The 19,545-nt window shown below is 39.0% G+C and carries 13 protein-coding genes and 2 pseudogenes; 11 read left to right on the top strand and 4 right to left on the bottom strand.

Annotated features, from left to right (window positions below; all coding sequences use genetic code 11):
• Positions 1 to 40: 40 nt before the first annotated feature.
• The 4 genes from ACIFPW_RS01945 to ACIFPW_RS01930 all read left to right on the top strand — a co-directional run bounded on the left by ACIFPW_RS01945 (position 41) and on the right by ACIFPW_RS01930 (position 8,035).
• Entirely contained in the window at positions 41 to 1,393 is a 1,353-nt protein-coding gene (locus tag ACIFPW_RS01945; protein ID WP_430241635.1) for a glycosyltransferase family 2 protein, read from the top strand.
• Complete coding sequence (locus tag ACIFPW_RS01940) at positions 1,394 to 4,678, top strand: hypothetical protein (protein WP_430241596.1); 3,285 nt, start codon at positions 1,394 to 1,396, stop codon at positions 4,676 to 4,678. It begins immediately after the preceding gene.
• Positions 4,679 to 4,779: 101 nt separating this feature from the next.
• A complete protein-coding gene (locus tag ACIFPW_RS01935; RefSeq protein ID WP_430241595.1) occupies positions 4,780 to 5,145 on the top strand; it encodes a response regulator transcription factor in 366 nt (121 codons plus the stop codon).
• Positions 5,138 to 8,035, top strand: a complete 2,898-nt coding sequence (locus tag ACIFPW_RS01930) for an ATP-binding protein (RefSeq protein WP_430241593.1) — start codon at positions 5,138 to 5,140, stop codon at positions 8,033 to 8,035. The genes ACIFPW_RS01935 and ACIFPW_RS01930 overlap by 8 nt, the downstream gene beginning before the upstream one ends.
• A 9-nt stretch (positions 8,036 to 8,044) precedes the next feature.
• Here the strand turns inward: ACIFPW_RS01930 and ACIFPW_RS01925 are convergent, their stop codons facing one another.
• Positions 8,045 to 9,601 carry an ABC-F family ATP-binding cassette domain-containing protein gene (locus ACIFPW_RS01925; protein ID WP_194220156.1) on the bottom strand — a complete coding sequence of 519 codons (1,557 nt, stop codon included), beginning with the start codon at positions 9,599 to 9,601 and terminating at the stop codon, positions 8,045 to 8,047.
• Between the two features lie 338 nt (positions 9,602 to 9,939).
• On the opposite strand from ACIFPW_RS01925, the gene ACIFPW_RS01920 reads away from it, so the two are divergent.
• On the top strand, positions 9,940 to 11,052 hold the full coding sequence (locus tag ACIFPW_RS01920; protein ID WP_430241633.1) for an endonuclease: 1,113 nt from the start codon (positions 9,940 to 9,942) through the stop codon (positions 11,050 to 11,052).
• Between the two features lie 38 nt (positions 11,053 to 11,090).
• Here ACIFPW_RS01920 and ACIFPW_RS01915 read toward each other — a convergent pair.
• Both ACIFPW_RS01915 and ACIFPW_RS01910 read right to left on the bottom strand, forming a co-directional pair.
• Positions 11,091 to 11,980, bottom strand: a pseudogene (locus tag ACIFPW_RS01915) (manganese catalase family protein).
• Positions 11,981 to 11,992: 12 nt separating this feature from the next.
• Positions 11,993 to 12,205 carry a YuzF family protein gene (locus ACIFPW_RS01910; protein ID WP_242057324.1) on the bottom strand — a complete coding sequence of 71 codons (213 nt, stop codon included), beginning with the start codon at positions 12,203 to 12,205 and terminating at the stop codon, positions 11,993 to 11,995.
• 135 nt (positions 12,206 to 12,340) lie between these two features.
• Here ACIFPW_RS01910 and ACIFPW_RS01905 point away from each other — a divergent pair, with 135 nt between their 5' ends.
• Positions 12,341 to 12,787 carry a staygreen family protein gene (locus ACIFPW_RS01905; protein WP_430241591.1) on the top strand — a complete coding sequence of 149 codons (447 nt, stop codon included), beginning with the start codon at positions 12,341 to 12,343 and terminating at the stop codon, positions 12,785 to 12,787.
• A gap of 63 nt (positions 12,788 to 12,850) precedes the next feature.
• Here the strand turns inward: ACIFPW_RS01905 and ACIFPW_RS01900 are convergent, their stop codons facing one another.
• Entirely contained in the window at positions 12,851 to 13,567 is a 717-nt protein-coding gene (locus ACIFPW_RS01900) for a 3-ketoacyl-ACP reductase (protein ID WP_194220152.1), read from the bottom strand.
• 207 nt (positions 13,568 to 13,774) lie between these two features.
• On the opposite strand from ACIFPW_RS01900, the gene ACIFPW_RS01895 reads away from it, so the two are divergent.
• The 5 genes and pseudogenes from ACIFPW_RS01895 to ACIFPW_RS01875 all read left to right on the top strand — a co-directional run.
• Positions 13,775 to 15,139: a sigma-54 interaction domain-containing protein gene (locus ACIFPW_RS01895; RefSeq protein WP_430241589.1), complete on the top strand. Its 1,365-nt coding sequence runs from the start codon at positions 13,775 to 13,777 to the stop codon at positions 15,137 to 15,139.
• A 118-nt stretch (positions 15,140 to 15,257) separates the two neighbouring features.
• On the top strand, positions 15,258 to 16,655 hold the full coding sequence (locus ACIFPW_RS01890; protein ID WP_194220150.1) for a YjiH family protein: 1,398 nt from the start codon (positions 15,258 to 15,260) through the stop codon (positions 16,653 to 16,655).
• A 27-nt stretch (positions 16,656 to 16,682) separates the two neighbouring features.
• Positions 16,683 to 18,008 (top strand): aspartate aminotransferase family protein, encoded by a 1,326-nt coding sequence (locus ACIFPW_RS01885; RefSeq protein ID WP_430241587.1) that lies wholly within the window; start codon positions 16,683 to 16,685, stop codon positions 18,006 to 18,008.
• A 231-nt stretch (positions 18,009 to 18,239) separates the two neighbouring features.
• A complete protein-coding gene (locus tag ACIFPW_RS01880; RefSeq protein WP_194220148.1) occupies positions 18,240 to 18,848 on the top strand; it encodes a DedA family protein in 609 nt (202 codons plus the stop codon).
• Positions 18,849 to 18,997: 149 nt separating this feature from the next.
• Positions 18,998 to 19,420, top strand: a pseudogene (locus ACIFPW_RS01875) (peroxiredoxin-like family protein); the annotation flags it as partial.
• Positions 19,421 to 19,545 lie beyond the last annotated feature (125 nt).

Raw genomic sequence — 19,545 nt, 5'->3', positions numbered from 1 at the left:
AACATTACTTCTTATATTTACAATTTTTGTGGCAATCTATATGGTTGGAATTATCATTTTCTATTTCATCCTTTTTCTTATTTCTTCTGTTCAACTTCGCAAAGAATATAAGCTCGATCAATTTGAGCCATATGAGGAGTTAGCTCAATCCTCCTTTACGAGACCTGTATCTATTCTTGTTCCTGCATACAACAAGGAAGCCGGAATTGTGCCAAGCGTTCGTTCACTCCTTAGTATCAATTATCCTGAGTACGAAGTGGTAGTGATTAATGATGGGTCTAAAGATAAAACATTAGAATCTGTTATTGAATCATTTGAAATGGTAAAGGTTGAGAAAGTAATTCGTAAACAGATTAAGTCTAGTGAAATTATTTCTGTCTATCAATCTACTATTTATGAGAACTTATACGCAATTGACAAAGTGAATGGCGGAAAAGCAGATGCTCTCAATGCAGGAATAAACGTTGCTCATTATCCATACTTCTGCTCTCTGGATGGCGATTCTATTATCGAACGAGATGCTTTTGCTAAAGTAATGAAACCGATTATTGATTCTAAAGAAGAAATTGTAGCAGTAGGAGGGAGCGTAAGAATAGCTAACGGTTGTACAATTGAACGTGGAGAAGTCATGAAGGTTGCCCTTTCTAAAAGTCCTCTCGTTGTCATGCAGGTTATTGAGTACTTCCGAGCGTTCCTTATGGGGAGAATTGGCCTTTCAAAACATAATCTCTTATTAATTATCTCTGGAGCGTTTGGCGTTTTTCATCGTGAGAGTGTTGTAAAGGTAAACGGCTATCGAACGGACACCGTTGGAGAAGATATGGACCTAGTAGTCAGGCTTCATAAATTAATCAAAGAAGAAAAATCAGGGAAGAGAATTGTTTATGTTCCTGATCCTGTTTGCTGGACTGAAGCACCGGAATCTACGAAGATTTTAAGGAGACAAAGGAGTAGATGGCATAGAGGTCTTTTTGAGAGCCTTTGGCATAACAAGAAAATGCTAGGAAACCCTAAGTACGGTCTTGTTGGTACTGTTTCAATGCCATACTTCTTAATTGTCGAATTTCTAGGGCCTGTCATTGAATTAATTGGGTATATTATTATGGTTATTTCACCATTTGTTGGTGGTATTTATACTTCCTTTGCTGTGCTTCTGTTCTTGCTCGCAGTCATCTATGGTTCTCTCTTATCGATGAGTGCAGTGCTACTAGAAGAATGGAGCTTAAGACGATATACAAGAGTACAAGATTTAGTGCGGTTGTATTTCTATTCTCTTTCTGAAGCGTTCTGGTTTCGGCCATTGACCGTGTTTTGGAGAGTCGAAGGTATTATTCAGCTGATTCGTGGAAACACAAGCTGGGGTGAAATGAGTAGAAAAGGGGTTTCAAAATAAGTGCGTAGTATAAAGCGAACAACAATTATTAGTTTTGTAGTGGGGTTACTAGCTTTAGGGCTTATTCTAATGTTTCCTGTTCTTTATTGGTATATAGAGGATGAGACTAGGAAAGATGTATTTATTATTGATAAAACTATTCCTGATGAAACCTATCGTGAACACAAAGGTCTAACATGGGTTCTGAATCACGAGAAGTGGGTGAAAGGGGATGGGACTCCTTACTCAGAAGTAGAAGATTATACAGGATTCCGACCAGAAGATGAAAAAGACTATACGATTGATTCCTTCCCCGAAACACTTGTGGGACAGGACTTAATTTATCTTGCTGATTCATATGGAGTATACGAAGAAGAATGGTTTGGGAAGGAGTCTGAGGGGGATCGGTCAGATATAATCTACGGAGGAATGAAGCAAGAAGAAGTTAGTTTGATATCTGAAGCTGTACAGCAAGGATCTACATTTGTTGCGGAGTTTAATGCATTTGGTAGCCCGACTGATGATAAGGCGAGAGAGGGTCTATATTCTATTCTGAATCTGGAGTGGTCCGGGTGGATCGGTCGTTATTTCGATGACCTATCAGCAGATGGTGAAGTTCCAGGATGGGCTATTAGTAACTATGAAAAACAGAATGAAGAAGAATGGGATTTTTCGGATCAAGGATTAATTTTTGTGAATGAAGATGATTCGATCATTGTTATTGAAAAAGATGAGGTTGGAAATGATACCGTACAATTCTCATTCAATGACCAAGGTAAGAAATGGTTTGAAGATTCCTTAGTAAAGGACTCTATGTCTTATCATTACTGGTTTGATATTGTGGAGCCAATCAACGAAGAAGAGGTTCTTGCAAATTATACATTAGATGTTAGTCAAGAAGCAGAAGATTTGTTGGTGGAAACTGGCATTCCGCTTTCTTTTCCGGCTGTTATGAAGCATAACCAATCTTACTATTTTGCAGGAGATTTCGCAGATCGTGATACAGATTCGAATTTCTATCAGTATAAATGGCTTCCTTCTATTAATCGTTTATTGTTGAGTGGAGATGATGAAAGTCTCGAATCGTTTTATTGGAAAATATACACCCCTATGATGGAGACTGTGCTTGAAAACTTAAAAAACATTGAAACAAAACAGGAAGCTAAAAGTTTAGATATTCAGTCAATTGAAGGTATCCAGGTGGCAGGAAAAGTTGGAAAAGACAAAATTCAGGTGTTTCAAGATGGTGAATGGGACGATCTCATCATTAAAGGTGTAAATATGGGTATTGCAAAACCAGGTTATTTTCCTGGTGAGGCAGCTATTACGAAATCAGAGTATAAAAGATGGTTTAATCAAATTGCTGAAATGAATGCAAATGCCGTTCGTGTCTACACGATTCACCCACCAGCTTTCTACGAAGCCTTATTAGAACATAACCAAGAAGCTGACACACCGTTATACATATTTCATGGTGTATGGGTAGAAGAAGAACCGCTTATTGAAACTCAAGATGCATATGCTAACGAGAACGTTCAACTGCTTAAGAAAGCAATAGAGGATACGGTCGACCTAATACATGGTAATGCAACGATTAAGGAGAAAGTTGGTCATGCAAACGGGCGTTACACAGCTGATGTTTCACCATATGTGCTTGGATGGGTCCTCGGTATCGAATGGGATCCGAAAGTTGTTGTTTCAACGAACGAGAAGAATAATGATATTGAGCAATATAATGGAAACTATCTTAATACAAAAGAAGCGAGCCCTTTTGAGATATGGATAGCGAAGATGATGGATGACACGATTGGATATGAAATGGAGAAGTACAATTGGCAAAGGCCAGTTAGCTTTACAAACTGGGTGACAACCGACTTACTTGAGCATCCAGCAGAACCATCGGAAGAAGAAGATTTAGTTTCAGTGGATCCGAATGTGATTGAATTGAAGGATAATTATTATGCGGGTCAATTTGCTTCATATCATATTTATCCTTACTATCCGGATTTTTTGAACTATGAAGAGGAGTATGTAAATTATATTGACCAGAACGGTGAGAAAAACAACTATGCCGGTTATTTAAATGCACTTAGAAAAGTTCACACTATGCCAGTTCTTGTAGCGGAATTTGGTGTTCCAGCCTCCCGAGGTATGACTCATCGGAACGTATATGGGATGAATCAGGGCGGGAATTCCGAAGAAGAGCAAGGACTAACGGATGCGAAGCTATTTGAAAACATTATTTCTGAAGACTATGCAGGAGGATTAGTGTTTTCTTGGCAAGATGAGTGGTTTAAACGAACGTGGAATACGATGGATTACGATAACTCGGATCGTCGTCCTTTTTGGTCAAATGACCAGACAAATGAACAACAGTTTGGGTTATTAAGTTTTGATCCAGGTGAGCAGCAAAAGATTAAAGTCGATGGAAAAGTGAAGGATTGGAATGAGGCGGGGATTAAGCCTTTATTTGAATCAAATAATAAAGATCAGAACTTGCAAAACTTCTACATGACAAGTGATGAGAAATATATCTACTTCCGACTAGATTATCATGAGATGTCCGAAGAACAATTGAAAAAGGATAAAACATTATTATTATTTGATACGATCAGTGGTCAGGGGAGTAAACAGATTGAAGATGATCCTGAAATAAACGCAACGTCTGGAATTGATTTTATACTTAATCTTGCTGGGAAAGATCAATCGAGACTTAGCGTTCATAGCTACTATGACTCGTTTTACTACCAGTATGGTGAGGATCTTGGTTTAATCGAGAGAAAGAATTATGCGAGCAAAAAGGATAATGATGTTTTTCACCCTATTCGACTAGCCCTGAATAAACAATTAACAATTCCAAGCACAAAACAAATACTTCCATTTGAAGAATATGAAACGGGTCGTCTGACCTATGGAAATGCTAATCCAGATAGTGAAAGCTTTAATTCACTTTCAGATTTTATCGTAAAAAACAATTCTATTGAAATTCGATTACCATGGGCTTTATTTAATATTAAAGATCCAAGTGATAAGGAAATGATGGGCGATATGTGGAATGGCGGACTTACTAGCTCGAAGAAAACAGATGGTTTTAAAGTAGGAGTGGTGATGTATGAGGGGGATTCAAAAGGTTCGGATTTGTCGATCTCATCTATTACTGAATCAATGCCATCTATAGATAACGGGAACCTGTCAGTTAATCAATTCTACAAATTCACATGGGACAAATGGAATGAACCTGACTATCATGAAAGATTAAAACAATCGTACTATATTATGCAAGATGAGTTTAGCCGATATAAGTAGTAGAGGGAATTTCCCTCTACTCTCTTTAATATGAAGGTATTATTAAAGGGTGTTCGTGATTTAATCTTATTAATCAATATTACAAGAAATGGGTGAATGGTTTGACTCCTCGATTATTAATAGCAGAAGATGAAGAGATTCTAAGAATGTTAATCGTTGATACACTTGAAGATGATGGGTATGACATCGATGAGGCTGAAGATGGGGCGGAAGCATACAATTTTATTCAAGATAATGACTATGATTTAGTATTACTTGATTACATGATGCCTGAGATGACTGGCCTTGAAGTTATCAAAAAAGTTCGCTCTGAAGGGAACATGGATGTCAAAATCATGATGCTAACGGCAAAAGCGCAAAAGAAAGATGAAGAGATTGCAAGAGAAGCTGGGGCGAATTATTTTATTTCAAAACCGTTTAGTCCTGTTGAGCTTGCGAGCGTCGTAGAGGATATTCTTGGTGAATAGAAGATGGAAAAGTAGTTTATCACGTCAATTTGTCTGGTTTATGAGCGGGTTTTTGTTATTGATTTTAATCGTAGCCGTAGGATTGGGCCTCTATAGTCAGTCGATTGAAAAAAAGTATGAGGAAAAAGTTGTTAACCTTCGAGAAAAGCAGCAGTACGCTGTTGAACTAGAAGATAGTTTGAATGATATGTTTTTTGAAGCACGAGGCTATCTAGGCTTTCGTTTGGATGAGCCGTTTCTCAACAATTACAAAGCCAAAAAGAATTCGATCGTCGATAAAATCAATCAGCTAGAGCCGAAATTGGAGAGTCCTGAAGAGAAAGAATATCTCACATATCTTCAAGATAAATTAATAAATTATTATAACCTTTTTGAAGAAGCGAAAAGTCAGGTAGCTAGTGATAATACAACAGGATTACAAATCTTATCTCAAAATCAAGGGGGCAGCAATCTCGTTTACAATTTAAGAGATCAAACGAGAAATTTAGTCTCTGACGTTGACAACGAAATAACCGCAACAGAGAAGAATTTAATTGATCGTTTAGCAAACTTACAAATTCTATTTGTTCTTTTTGTAGTGTTCCTGCTCTTAATAGCTACCATTCTTGCTGGGATAATGGCTCGCCGTATTGGAAAACCGCTGCAAGAGCTCGCTTTGGCCTCAAGTCAAATGTCTTCTGGTGAAAATGTAGCTGTACCACATGTCAGAAGATCAGATGAACTTGGAGAGCTTGCTAGATCATTTAATTTAATGATCACAAATATTCAACAAAACGAAAAAGCACTCATTGCATCAAATGAAACGTTGTTGGAGCAAAGCGAAGAACTTCAAAGTAGTAAAAATACCCTTGAAGAAAATGTAAAAGTAATGAACGTTCAGAAGCAAGTGTTAGAACATCGCAATGAATTAAACCGTTCACTTGCTTCAACGCTAAATAAGAATGAGTTATTACAAAGTATTATTACGAACATGATTCATATCTTAAGTTCAGATAAAGGAATTATTGTGATGCTGAATCAAGGAAAAGATTATGCGTCGTTAGGCATCAGCCAGGAGAAGGTGCATCAGTGGATTGATCATCTTACGGATGGACCCGGAATAAAAGCAGTTCAACAAAAGCGATATCACATTGTACAAAGACCAGCCTCAGTTGGAGAAGCGGGATATCATGGTGATGAAGTTCTCTCAAATGATCTGTATATACCTGTGGTTTCAAGTAATGAAGTAGTAGCTTTATTGTGCATTACTAGAACTGGGGTAGAATACAAGCCCGAAGAAGTATCGGAAATCAATGGTTTATCACGTCAAATTTCACTTGCTTTAGATAAAATCCTGTTATATGAAACAACAGAGAATGAACGACAGGTGAATAGAGAAATATTGAATACGATTCGAGAGGGAATTCAACTCGTAGACAGGGAAGGAACGACGCGTGCGGTTAATGATCAAATGTGTACGATGTTGGATGCCTGTTTCCCTGATGGCGTAAACGAAAAAACATTTGCTGAGTGGAGTTCGAAGTTTCTTCTGCAAGTTGATTTAGATGATCGCGATGCAGTAAAGTCGTACGTGCATGACGTTATTGCGGGTGTTAAACCTAAGCAAAGTGAATTAATCTATCAAACAAACACAGAACCAGCGCTCTTTATTCAAATGTATTATGAGCATTTATATAATGGTGATAAGTTCATTGGATTGATTTTTGTTCATCGCGATATTACTCGTGAACATGAGGTAGATGAAATGAAAAATGAATTCGTTAGTACAGTTAGTCATGAACTTAGAACACCGCTTTCAAGTGTTCTTGGCTTTACAGAGCTTATGCTTTCAAAAGAGCTAAAACCTGAAAAGCAAAAGAAATATTTAAGCACGATTTATAAAGAAGCGAAGCGGTTAACCTCGCTGATTAATGACTTTCTTGATATACAGCGGATGGAAGCTGGAAAGCAAAATTATGACAAAACAAGAGTGAATTTGAAAGAAATTATTGAAGAAGTGCTCGATAACTATCGTGTTCATTCTCATCTTCATTCTTTTATGATTGAAGACACAACAGATGAACATGAGATTATTGGCGATGCAGATAAGATTAAACAGGTCATCAATAATTTCATTAGCAATGCGGTAAAGTATTCTCCAGAAGGTGGGGCAATACTAACGCGATTCAGAGTAGGAGAAGGTCAGCTTTATGTGGATATTAAAGATGAGGGTCTCGGAATTCCACAAGATGCTCTAGCTAAACTCTTTACGAAGTTTTATCGCGTTGATAATTCAGATCGACGTCAAATTGGCGGAACTGGGCTCAGGCTTGCTATATCGAAAGAGATTTTGTTAGCGCATGATGGTGATGTTGAAGTTACTTCTGAGCTTGGGAAAGGAAGTACATTCACACTTGTTTTTCCTCTGATAAGAGAAAGATTGCCAATAGAACCGAAATCAGGGGAAATGGAGGATTCAGGCGTATTGATTGTAGAGGACGATGATAGCCTTGCCCTTTTATTGATGGAGGAAATTACAGAAAGTGGATTTACGGCCCATCATTGCCGCAGTGGTGAAGCAGCAATCAAAATGCTTGAGACAATGACTCCAAAAGGAATTGTGCTAGATATTATGTTAGATGGCCGAATGAGCGGATGGGATGTTTTGAAAGCCGTGAAGCAATCAGAGCGTACGAAGGATATTCCAATCTTTGTATCTACAGTAAGTGAGGAGAAGCAGCGAGGTTTTGAGTTAGGTGCAAATGACTACCTTATTAAGCCTTACCCCCCTCAAAATCTTACAAAATCATTGATTAAATCTATCGTAAACAAGAATAATAACGGTAAGATACTAGTTCCGGATTATTCGATTGAAGATATAAAAAAAAGGCTTATCCGAATAATCGGATAAGCCTTTTTTCTAAATTAATTTCGTTGTCCAATCTTCACAGTTCCATACATCTGTTGCAATGTCTTGATAGAATTCAGGTTCATGGGAGATCAAAATGATGCTACCCTTGTATTCGTTTAAAGCACGTTTCAATTCAGCTTTCGCTTCTACATCAAGGTGGTTTGTTGGCTCATCAAATACGAGCAAGTTGGATTCTGTGTTCATCAATTTACAAAGTCTAAGTTTCGCTTTCTCGCCGCCGCTAAGAACGTCGACCCTGCTCTCAATATGCTTCGTTGTTAGGCCGCACTTGGATAAGGCAGCTCGAATTTGAGCCTGGCTGTAGTGGGGAAACTCTCTCCACATCTCTTCAATACAAGTGTTAGAAGTTCTTGTCTTAATTTCTTGTTCAAAATAACCAGTATAAAGGTAATCACCAAGCTCAACTGAACCTTCAATCGGCTTAATTTCGCCAAGTATACTGCGAAGAAGTGTCGTTTTACCAATCCCATTCGCACCCATAAGGGATATTTTTTGGCCTCTTTCCATTGAAAGATTTAATGGACGGGATAGTGGTTCATCGTACCCAATAACAAGATCCTTTGTTTCAAAGATGAGCTTGCCAGAAGCACGGGCTTGCTTAAAATGAAATTCTGGTTTTGGCTTTTCTTTGGCGATCTCAATTACATCCATCTTATCAAGCTTCTTTTGTCTCGACATCGCCATGTTACGCGTTGCGACTCTTGCTTTGTTTCTCGCAACAAAATCCTTCAATTGAGAGATCTCCTGCTGTTGCTTTTTAAACGCTGCTTCAACCTGTTGTTTTTTCACTTCGTATACAGATAAGAAGTTATCATAGTCACCTACGTATCTTGTTAGCTCTTGATTTTCCATGTGATAAATCAAGTTGATCACGCTATTTAAGAAAGGAATATCGTGAGAAATGAGTATAAACGCGTTCTCATATTCTTGTAAGTAACGCCTGAGCCATACGATGTGCTGCTCATCAAGATAGTTTGTCGGTTCATCGAGAAGGAGAATATCAGGCTTCTCGAGAAGAAGTTTAGCAAGAAGGACCTTTGTTCTTTGGCCACCACTTAAATCTTGTACATCTTTTTCAAGTCCGATTTCATCTAGTCCAAGCCCACGTGCAATTTCTTCTACCTTTGCATCAATTACGTAGAAATCATTGTTAGCGAGCATATCTTGCATTGTTCCTGTTTCTTCTAACAATTTTTCTAGCTCTTCTGGAGAAGCTTCCCCCATTTTCGCAAATAGCTCGTTCATTTCTGCTTCGTAATCAAACAAATACTGAAAAGCGCCTTTAAGGGCGTCACGAATCGTCATGCCTCGTTCAAGAACAGTGTGCTGATCGAGGTAGCCGACTCTTACATTTTTAGACCATTCAACTGTTCCTTCATCTGGTTCTAACTTTCCAGTAATAATATTCATAAATGTCGACTTACCTTCGCCGTTAGCACCAACAAGTCCAATATGTTCGCCTTTTAGAAGACGAAATGATACATCATCAAAAATAGCACGGTCACCGAATCCGTGTGTTAGGTTTTTCACGGTTAATATACTCATAGGAAAACACCCTTTGTTTATGGTTTAACAATCCTCATTGATTATATCGGACTATGGGCTGGGATGAAAGTAAGGAAGATGAGAAAACGATGGGAATTTTCGTAAAAAGCAGCCGTATAGTAAGAAAGACACAACATAAGGCGTGATGAGGCATTTGACCTATGAAAAATAAAGGAACATTTACATCGTGTTTCATTTAGATTAATAGTGTACGTTTAAACTAGAGGGGCTTCATAAAACGGAGCTTTTAATTTAAAGGGGAGGGAATATGAATGAATACCACACGTCGTAGGGTTTATGGAACGGTTGCTTTTATGTTAGTTGTGTCGTTGATTATGATGTATTTCACGATTACACCATCTTTTGCTGATGGATCTGGAACTTCATCATCACCTTTTTCAGTTAATCAGGGAATAGCAAATCAAGGTAGTACAGGGTCAGTTGAAGGGTATATTGTTGGAAAGCCAGTCTCAACTTCCTCCGTAACTACGTCTGACTTCTCGGATGACTATGCGATCGCGATTGCCGATCAAGTGAATGAAACAAATGTAAATGAAATGCTTTTCGTCCAGGTTCCATCAACTTTCAGAAGTGATTTTGGATTGCAAAGTAATCCTAGTTTACTAGGTGAAGCTGTTGTGGTCAGTGGAAGCCTAACAGATTATTTCGCTCATACAGGAGTGAAGAGTGTTTCCGATATGGAATTAAGTGATGGTGGAGGAAGTGGGGATCCTAACGACCCAGGTGATGGAGAACCATCCCCTTACGATGATACATACTATAGCTCGGCTGTTGGTAAAACCGGTAGTGCCTTAAAATCTGAGCTGCATCTTATCATCGATGATCACAATGAGCTAACTTACAGTGAAGTTTGGGATGCCCTACGCGTGACGGATGAAGACCCAGCGAACCCGAACAATGTACTTCTCCTTTATAGTGGCAGATCTCAAAGCAAATATGAGAATGGTGGTAACGTTGACGACTGGAATCGTGAACACGTTTGGGCGAAGTCTCACGGGGATTTTGGGACATCTATGGGGCCAGGAACAGATATTCATCATTTACGCCCAACTGATGTAACAGTCAATAGTTCACGTGGTAATCTTGATTTTGATAACGGTGGATCGCCTCAATCAGAAGCACCCGGTAACTATTATGATAGTGATTCTTGGGAGCCTCGTGACAGTGTGAAAGGTGATGTAGCACGAATGATTTTCTACATGGCTGTTCGTTACGAAGGGGACAGTGGTGAAGTGGACCTTGAAGTAAATAATCTTGTAAACAATGGTTCATCACCATATATTGGAAAAGTTTCTGTGTTAAAAGCATGGAATGAAATGGATCCCGTGGATTCCTTTGAAGAAAATCAAAACAATGTTATTTATGATCAGTATCAACATAATCGCAACCCGTTTATTGATCATCCAGAATGGGTGGAAGCGATCTGGTAGCAAGAAAAGAGCACCTGCCCTTAGGTAGGTGCTTTTTTCTATAAATTTCGCATTAAACGTTTTGCGATCTGTTCATAATGATCCTTAGTAATCCCTGGAGCAAATTCTTCTGGAAGATCATCTAGATTAGGAATTTGAGCCCCTTCTGGTGCCCCCTCAATCACCATTAGTTTTTCACCATTTTCCGGGTTAGTCCCCTTCCATATTTGTTTAATACCTAAGTAATCGCTATCACTCCAAGTATAAAGAACGTTGTTCAATCCTTGTTCTTCAAATTTTCGAGCATAGTCAAATTTGGAGTTATCAAGGCTCGGAATCGGAAGCATTTTTGTTAAGTCTGTACCTGTCGCGATCTCGATCGCTTTTGCGTATGCAAGTACATGAGTTCCACCACGTACGAGTAAGTAGCCAATCATTTCTCGGGCTGTAGGATGATCGGTCATTTCATAGACGCGCATCTTATGCGTTCTTGCACCAACCTCCAGAAAAAAATTATGGAGTAGGTCAAGCACTAGATTGCCGCTACTGAAAACGTAATCTCCGCGCCAGGAGTTGCCCATTCCATCTGCAGCAAGAGCTGTTTGCGCTGTAGCGACAAACAGAGCTGTATTTCGCACGTCTTTACCATTTTGTAATGGAGTTAAATCAGGTGGCGCTTGAAAAGAACTTCCTGTGGTCAACAAGTTGATCGAGGTTGTGACTAATTCCACATGTCCAAATTCTTCTGCAGTAATACTGGCAACAAGGTCATAAAAAGGCTTCAACTTTTTTTCTCACGAAAGCTAAACGACTGGAACATGTAGTTATTTAGTGTAGACAATTCTCCAAAGCGTCCTCCAAGTAAATCCTGTACGGCAGCAGCTGCGTTTGCATCCCCATGATCTGGTATCGGAAGCTCAATTAACTGCTTATTGATTCGCTTAAACATGCGATCCCCCCTTTAATTAGGAAATACCCAGACAATTTGTTGAATGCGAACAAAAAAAGGGGTTTCGTTCACTTGTAAAACAATATGATCTGGCATCACGGATTCGAGCATTCCTTGGAGTGAGCCATTTGTTGTTTGGACTGTAATCAATCTCCCTTCAATTGATATCAGTGTTTGATAGACGTAGGGATCTACAGAACTGATTAATTGGGGTTGTTGACTCAAATTCTCTCATCCTCTCAAAAATGTCCTTTAGCAATATTAATTTACGCACTGTATAGGTTGTCATAGTCGATAAGAATGAAATGAACCCAAATGAGTGATGACCCATAGTCTGTAAAAAGGAGGGGGAAGAGATAAGTGAAGCAGAAGCTGATGGTGACGTATCGTGATGGAATGAGAGAGAAGAACTGTGTATTAGGAAGGAAATATACATTAACACATTCCGATATAACTGGAGAATTGTTTTTAACGATTGGAAAAGAATATGCCTTTGATCGCATTTCTTCCATAAGAGATGAGGTGCTTGGAAGCTTTCGAAATGATTGTGGACTCTATTTTTACGTATATGTCTTAATTGACGATCCTACAGAAGACGGGAGGTCGAGTATAAGAAATCGTATATTTCGAGAAGAGTTACCTGGAGCCTTATCGGCTATAAGAGTAGGAGATGAACACTTATATCAAGCAGATCCAGAACTAGATAATTTACCTATTTGGGTTTACTTTGATTCAAATGAAGCACAATGGGAAGCTTACGAGTACTATGGATCACTTAGAGAATATAGAAACAGCCAGCATAAGTAGGCTGGCTGTTTCTTTCATTTAAATTAATCATGAGAATGAGGGTAACTTTTGTGAGAGTTTACCTTATGGGTTAGTTGTCCATAAACCTGCTGTTTTAATGAATACACGTTTGTTCATTTTTAGTTGAGCAACGATAAACTCAGCCATATCTTCTGGTTGAAGCATATTCTCTTGATTTCCATCTGTTAGGTTATTTTCTACTGCGAGATCCGTAGAAACGGTACTTGGTGTTAGCGCACTTACACGGATATCATGCTTGCGAACTTCTTGAGCTAGTGATTCCGTTAGACCCATAAGTCCGAACTTAGAAGCACTATAGGCACTAGTAACTGGTGCACCTTTTTGTCCTGCTGTAGAAGAAATATTAATAATATCTCCTGATTTACGCTCAATCATATCTGGCAGTACAGCACGTGTTACATAGTAAGCACCTAGTAAGTTCACTTGAATGATCTTTTCCCACTCTGTAACTTCGAGATCCATGAAGCCACCCATTTTAGCGATACCTGCATTATTAATAAGAATGTCTACTTCGCCAAGATCTTCTTTCAATTTAGCTACAGCTGTTGTTACTTCCTCATTAGATGAAACATCTGCAATAGCGAAGGAAGTTTTTACACCTTCTGCTTCGATTTCTTTCGCTACGTTCTGAAGTGTCTCTTCTGTACGGGCAATCATTCCGATATTTACGCCTTCTTTTGCAAGGGCAATTGCCGATGCACGACCAATTCCTCGAGCCGCACCTGTAATAAGTGCTGTTTTTCCTTTAAGAGCTACCATGTTGTTTCCTCCCTCGTTAACTTTAAGTTCCAACGTTTATTCTATAGGGTTAGCTTTGAGCAGGAAAGAATTTTGCTTTGCGATTGTAATAGTGTGATAAAATATAAAAGTGAGATTATTCAAAAATGAATAGTAAATAACTTGATAGATAAGGGATTTAATAACACATTGAAAAAGTATTCAATAATGAATAGACGAGGTGGGCGTATGGCGGAATGGAATGAATATGAGGCAATCTTTCATTCTTTACAAGAGGATATACTTGTCACAGATCCTAATGGAATCATTGTGAAAGTTAGTGAAGGAACAGGGATGGTTTATGGTGTTAACGCAAATGACTTAATGGGGAAATCAGTATATGAACTGGAACGAGAAGGTTTATTCACACCACTTGCAACGCCACTGGTGGTAAAGGATAAGAAGCGTGTTACGTTTGTGCAAACGGGTTCTGATGGCAAAAAACTGCTTGTAACAGGTTTGCCAGTGTTTGATGATGATAAAGAGCTAGTAAGGATTGTAAGTTATTCTCATGATATTACTGAATTAATGGAAATAAAGGCCGGGATGGAAGAAATGTCTTCCGAAATGGAGCGTGTTAAAAATGAGCTTGAGCAGCTTAAGCAAAGGCAGGATGATGAAGGGCTTATCGCTAGAAGTCATGAAATGAGAAAAGTGATGGCAACAGGGAAACAAGTTGCAGGTGTGGATGTTAATGTTCTCCTTCTAGGAGAGTCCGGAGTAGGAAAGACGGAAATGGGAAGATACATTCACCACAAAAGTGATCGTAGAAATGGACCGTTTATTGAAGTGAACTGTGGAGCAATTCCTGAAGCGCTTTTTGAAGCAGAATTGTTCGGTTATGAAGATGGCGCATTCACGGGAGCTAGAAAAGGTGGACGTATGGGGTTAGCAGAAATGGCGTCTACAGGAACACTTTTCTTAGATGAAGTCGGTGAACTTTCACTGCAAAACCAAGTGAAAGTATTAAAGTTAATTCAAGAAAAACGCTTTTATCGACTTGGTGGAACAAAAGAAATTCATTCTGATTTTCGGTTAATCAGCGCAACGAATAAGGATTTGGAACAAGCTGTGCAAGAGAAAAAATTTCGAGAAGATTTATTTTTTCGGTTGAATGTCGTCCCATTGATGATCCCTCCACTAAGAGATAGAAAAGAAGATATCCTTCCGCTCATTCAATCGTTTGTCGATCATTTTTCGAGACAATATAAACGAAAGCGGATGCTAAATAAGATAGTGATGCATGAGTTAACTCAGCATGTGTGGAGGGGGAACGTTAGAGAGCTGATGAATTTAATAGAGCGTCTTATTGTTACTTCAGATGCATTCGTTATACACGAGGAAGATCTCCCTCAAACATATAAAAGTTCGAGTGAAGACTATTCAGAAATGAATAATTTTAATGAAACTTTACAAGAAACGGTTGAAAGAGTTGAGAAAGAACGACTTGAACAGGCTAGACGTCAGTTTCGAACGACGACAAGGATTGCTGATGCATTAGGGATGAGTCAACCAACAGTAGTTAGAAAACTTAAAAAATACAGAATTCAATAGGTTTTGGCATAATACTTGCATATTAAAAGAAGCAAGAAGTGAAAATTACTCTTGCTTCTTTTCTGATTTATATGCAAGAATATGAATTAATATTAAAAATGTCGAAGGAGAGTGAAGAATGGAAGTTAAACAGGAAAAATCCTATCCTCTTGAAAGTACGGGTCAATCAGTAGAGAAATCTCAAACAAAAAAAGCGTATGCATGGTTTCTTATTCCATCGTTAATCGGTATCTTATTATTTCTTGTTCCCGTTCCTTTTAATGGGAAAATGACGATTGGGGTCGGGATTTTGGCTGAGTCTATACAAATAAAACTAGCGCCTATCTTGCCTGGATTTATGACCGCCATTCTTATTTTATCTGCTATTATTCCTATTATTGCAAAAGCGTTTGAACCAAAAGCCATCATGCTTCGTCCGTTTCTGAAGCAATTATTTTATGTGAATTGGTTCTGGATTAGTACGAGGTTAATCGGTGCATTATTCGCAGTAATGACACTGTTTAAATTCGGTCCAGAATTTATCATCTCGGATGTTTCGGGTGGTACAATGCTATACTCACTCGTTCCCGTTCTTGCAGCATGGTTTCTCTTTGCTGGTCTGTTAATGCCTCTCTTACTAGAATTTGGGTTAATGGATTTCTTCGGAACAGCCCTTCGTTATGTGATGCGTCCTTTGTTTAAGTTACCTGGTCGCTCATCCATAGATGCGCTTGCTTCCTGGATGGGGGCAGGAACCGTTGGGGTACTGATTACAACGAAACAGTATGAAGAAGGCTATTATACAAAAAGAGAAGCTGCTGTTATTGCAACAAATTTTTCGATCAATTCGATCGCATTCAGTCTTGTTGTTATTAGCTTCATTGGTTTAGAAGATATGTTTATTCCGTTCTACTTTACGGTTGTGGTAGCAGGGCTAGTTGCTGCGTTTGTTTGTCCACGTATACCACCGCTATCTCGTAAAGCGGACACGTACTATGAGGGTACAGGAAAACAAATTTCTGAAGATGTACCTGAGGGTGTCTCTAGCTTCAAATGGGGAATACAAAAAGCACTAGAGAAGGCTTCTGAAGTAAAAGGAGTGAAGCATGTAGCTGGTCAGGGTGTTAACACCGTGCTTGATATTTATTTTGCTCTTATTCCGCTTGTGATGGCACTTGGAACAATTGCCCTTATTATTGCTGAATTTACGCCTTTCTTCACATATTTATCAATGCCGATCGTACCGGTCCTTGAACTTATGCAAATTCCTGAAGCAGCTAAAGCAGCGCCGGCTATGTTAGTTGGTTTTGCAGATATGTTTTTACCTGCAGTTATAGGAACAGGGATTGAAAGTGAATTAACGCGATTTGTTATTGCAGCTATTTCATTAACACAATTAATTTATATGTCAGAGATTGGTATTTTGCTAGTGAAATCGAAAATTCCAATTTCAGTTCTAGAACTTGCTATTATTTTCTTGCAACGTACGGTTATAACACTTCCGATTATTGTTGTCATGGCCCATTTCTTTGTATAAAAGCAGAATTTAAAGGAGGATATCACATTGGCTACATCATTTGAACATAGATACAACAACATGTCAGACTATCTTGCACCAAGTATGGCAAAGGATCATCCGAATTTACCAGTCGTGAAAGAAGAGGGTTGCTATTACTATGGGGCAGATGGCCAAACGTACCTAGATTTTACATCAGGTATTGCCGTAGCGAATACGGGCCACCGTCACCCTAAGGTTGTACAGGCTATAAAGGACGGTGCTGACTCTCTTATGCACGGGCCTTCAGGAGTAATTATGTATGATTCAATTCTAAAGCTAGCAGAACGTCTTCAAGGCATTATGCCGAAAGATTTAGATTGCTTTTTCTTTGCGAACAGTGGCACTGAGGCCATTGAAGGTGCGATGAAACTTGCTAAATATGTAACGAAACGACCGTATGTTGTTTCCTTTACAGGTTGCTTTCATGGACGCTCGCTTGGTGCTCTTGGTGTAAGTACATCAAAAAGCAAATACCGTAAATTTTTACAGCCTAATGGACTAACCTATCAAATTCCTTATGCGGATGCTGCTAGTTGTCCAGAAGGGCAAAGTGTAGAAGATTATTGTGTTGGTGAGCTTGAGAAAGATTTCGAAATGCTTTTTGATCATCAGGTAACTCCTGAAGAAGTGGCTTGCGTAATCGTGGAACCTGTTCTAGGAGAAGGTGGCTATATCATTCCACCGAAAGAATGGTTACAAAAAGTAAGAGAGATTTGTGATCGCCATGGCATGCTGCTAATCTTTGATGAAGTTCAAACAGGATTCGGACGGACTGGTGACTGGTTCGCTGCACAGACATTTGATGTTACACCTGATATTATGGCGATCGCAAAAGGAATTGCCTCTGGGATGCCTCTTAGCGCCACAGTAGCTTCAAAAGAACTAATGAGTCAGTGGCCTATGGGAACACATGGCACAACATTTGGTGGTAATCCGATTGCTTGTTCAGCGGCGCTAGCTACTCTCGACGTAATTGAAGAAGAAGGATTACTTTCCAATTCGAAGGATATGGGTGCTTATGCATTAGAAAAATTAGCTCTTATAAAGGAAAAGCACCATGTGATCGGAGATGTCCGTGGTGTAGGTTTAATGATTGGAATTGAAATTATTGATCCAGAGACAGGCACTCCAGACGGAAATGGAATGATGCGGATACTAGATCTGTCTCTTGAAAAAGGGGTGCTTTTCTATCTGTGCGGAAAACATCAAGAAGTGATTCGAATGATTCCTCCATTGATTATTACGAAAGAACAAATTGATGAAGGCCTCCGTATTTTTGAGGAAGCTGTCACGGAGTTTGAACAAGAGAAACACGTTGTTTCTGTAGGATAATGTTTTAATAACCCCCATCACTATGGACGTGATGGGGGTTTGTTTTTTACACCTACGTGGATATAACTAATAAATCGAGTAAATCATTTCATTTCCGCGGAAATATTTCAAAGTTTGCGGGTTAAAACGACATATCAATTCAGTATTACGTATTAAAACAGTGTTACATTGGTTTCAGACTCACTGATCAGGGAACTTAATACATAGTTTTAAATTGAGAGGGGATCCACTATGCTGGAATTTCTGATTCATTTCCTGAAAGAGCTTGGAATCTGGGGTCTTTTAATAAGCAATGCTATTGAAGCATCATCTCTACCTTTTCCGGGGGGAATGATGACTTTGACGTACGGTTATTTATTGAATGCTTCAATGATCGAGATGGTTGGTTTTGCATTTCTAACGAGCGGTATTTACACGATTTTTAGTTTTATTCCATATGGGATCGGTTTGAAAGTAAAGGATAAAGTCGAAAGGAAATTAAAAAAGAAGAAGGTTGAACGCGTTCAAAGATGGTTTAGAAAATGTGGTTCATGGAGTATTGCGATTACACGCCCACTTGGGATAGGGAACTATGTATCCTATGTGTCTGGTATGAGTAAGGTCAAGCCCTGGATATTTGGAGCACTTACCTTCGTCGGTATATTTCCTTGGACAATCGCTATGTTGTGGATTGGGCGGAATGGGAATATAAAATCAGTTCAAGCGATTTTAGGGAGCATACAGAAATATGTCTTTTTAATTGTTGTAGTGGCAGTTATTGGGTTCATTGGGTATCACTACTATCGTAAAAGGTGTAAAATCGATAGTAAGAAACAAGTGTTCAACACCGATCAAACGTAACATTGATCAGGTAAGGAGAGATTGTATTGGATAAATTAAATTATGAACTCGAAGTTCCAGGAAGTACCACTGTTACTCTGGAGCAACTGATTAATCAAAAGAAATCGATGGTCGTATTTGTCCGTCACCTTGGCTGACCAGTTTGTCGAGCTTATCTTACGCAGTTGCGTAAGCGCGTAAATGAAATTGAGAATGAGGGCTTTCAGATTATAGCCATCGCCCCCTCAAATGCTACTTATATTAGCCAGTTTACAGAGGCTTTTGGAGAATTTCCGTTTGTCATTGCAGGTGATCCGAAGAGAGAGGCATACCGTGGCATGGGACATCACACGATGCCAAAGTGGAAATTACTTGGACAAGCAGCGATTGGATTTGTCACCCGGAAGATGGATGGGTTTATTCCAAAAGAACAAAAGAAAAAGGATTTTGTATTAAAGTCGATGAAAACGCAGGATGTTTATATTCAAGGTGGAACGTGGGTGTTTGATGAGAGAGGGAAGTTAATCTGGCATCATATTGATCAGTCCCCGGAAGATCATGCGAAGATCGATTCGGTTTTGAATGTATTGTGATTGACTGTATGATGCATAGAGAAAAGCTTCTAGCTATTAGTTAGAGGCTTTTTTTATGCAACAAAAACAGAGAAGCTCGAGACTTCTCTGTTTTTCCATATCTATTATAAGGGGGGGAAGACATG

Origin of the sequence: Pseudalkalibacillus sp. NRS-1564 (assembly GCF_050467905.1) — a bacterium.
GTDB lineage: Bacteria > Bacillota > Bacilli > Bacillales > Guptibacillaceae > Guptibacillus > Guptibacillus hwajinpoensis_B.
Note: the sequence above shows the minus strand (reverse complement) of the source record. Positions and strands in the feature narration are given on the sequence as shown.

What these genes read in the sequence shown, in the direction of transcription:
- ACIFPW_RS01925 (WP_194220156.1), bottom strand. Translation starts at nt 9,601, where the DNA reads ATGAGTATATTAACCGTGAAAAACCTAACACACGGATTCGGTGACCGT.
- ACIFPW_RS01945 (WP_430241635.1), top strand. Translation starts at nt 41, where the DNA reads ATGGTTGGAATTATCATTTTCTATTTCATCCTTTTTCTTATTTCTTCT.
- ACIFPW_RS01880 (WP_194220148.1), top strand. Translation starts at nt 18,240, where the DNA reads ATGCTGGAATTTCTGATTCATTTCCTGAAAGAGCTTGGAATCTGGGGT.
- ACIFPW_RS01890 (WP_194220150.1), top strand. Translation starts at nt 15,258, where the DNA reads ATGGAAGTTAAACAGGAAAAATCCTATCCTCTTGAAAGTACGGGTCAA.
- ACIFPW_RS01895 (WP_430241589.1), top strand. Translation starts at nt 13,775, where the DNA reads ATGGCGGAATGGAATGAATATGAGGCAATCTTTCATTCTTTACAAGAG.
- ACIFPW_RS01920 (WP_430241633.1), top strand. Translation starts at nt 9,940, where the DNA reads ATGTATTTCACGATTACACCATCTTTTGCTGATGGATCTGGAACTTCA.
- ACIFPW_RS01900 (WP_194220152.1), bottom strand. Translation starts at nt 13,567, where the DNA reads ATGGTAGCTCTTAAAGGAAAAACAGCACTTATTACAGGTGCGGCTCGA.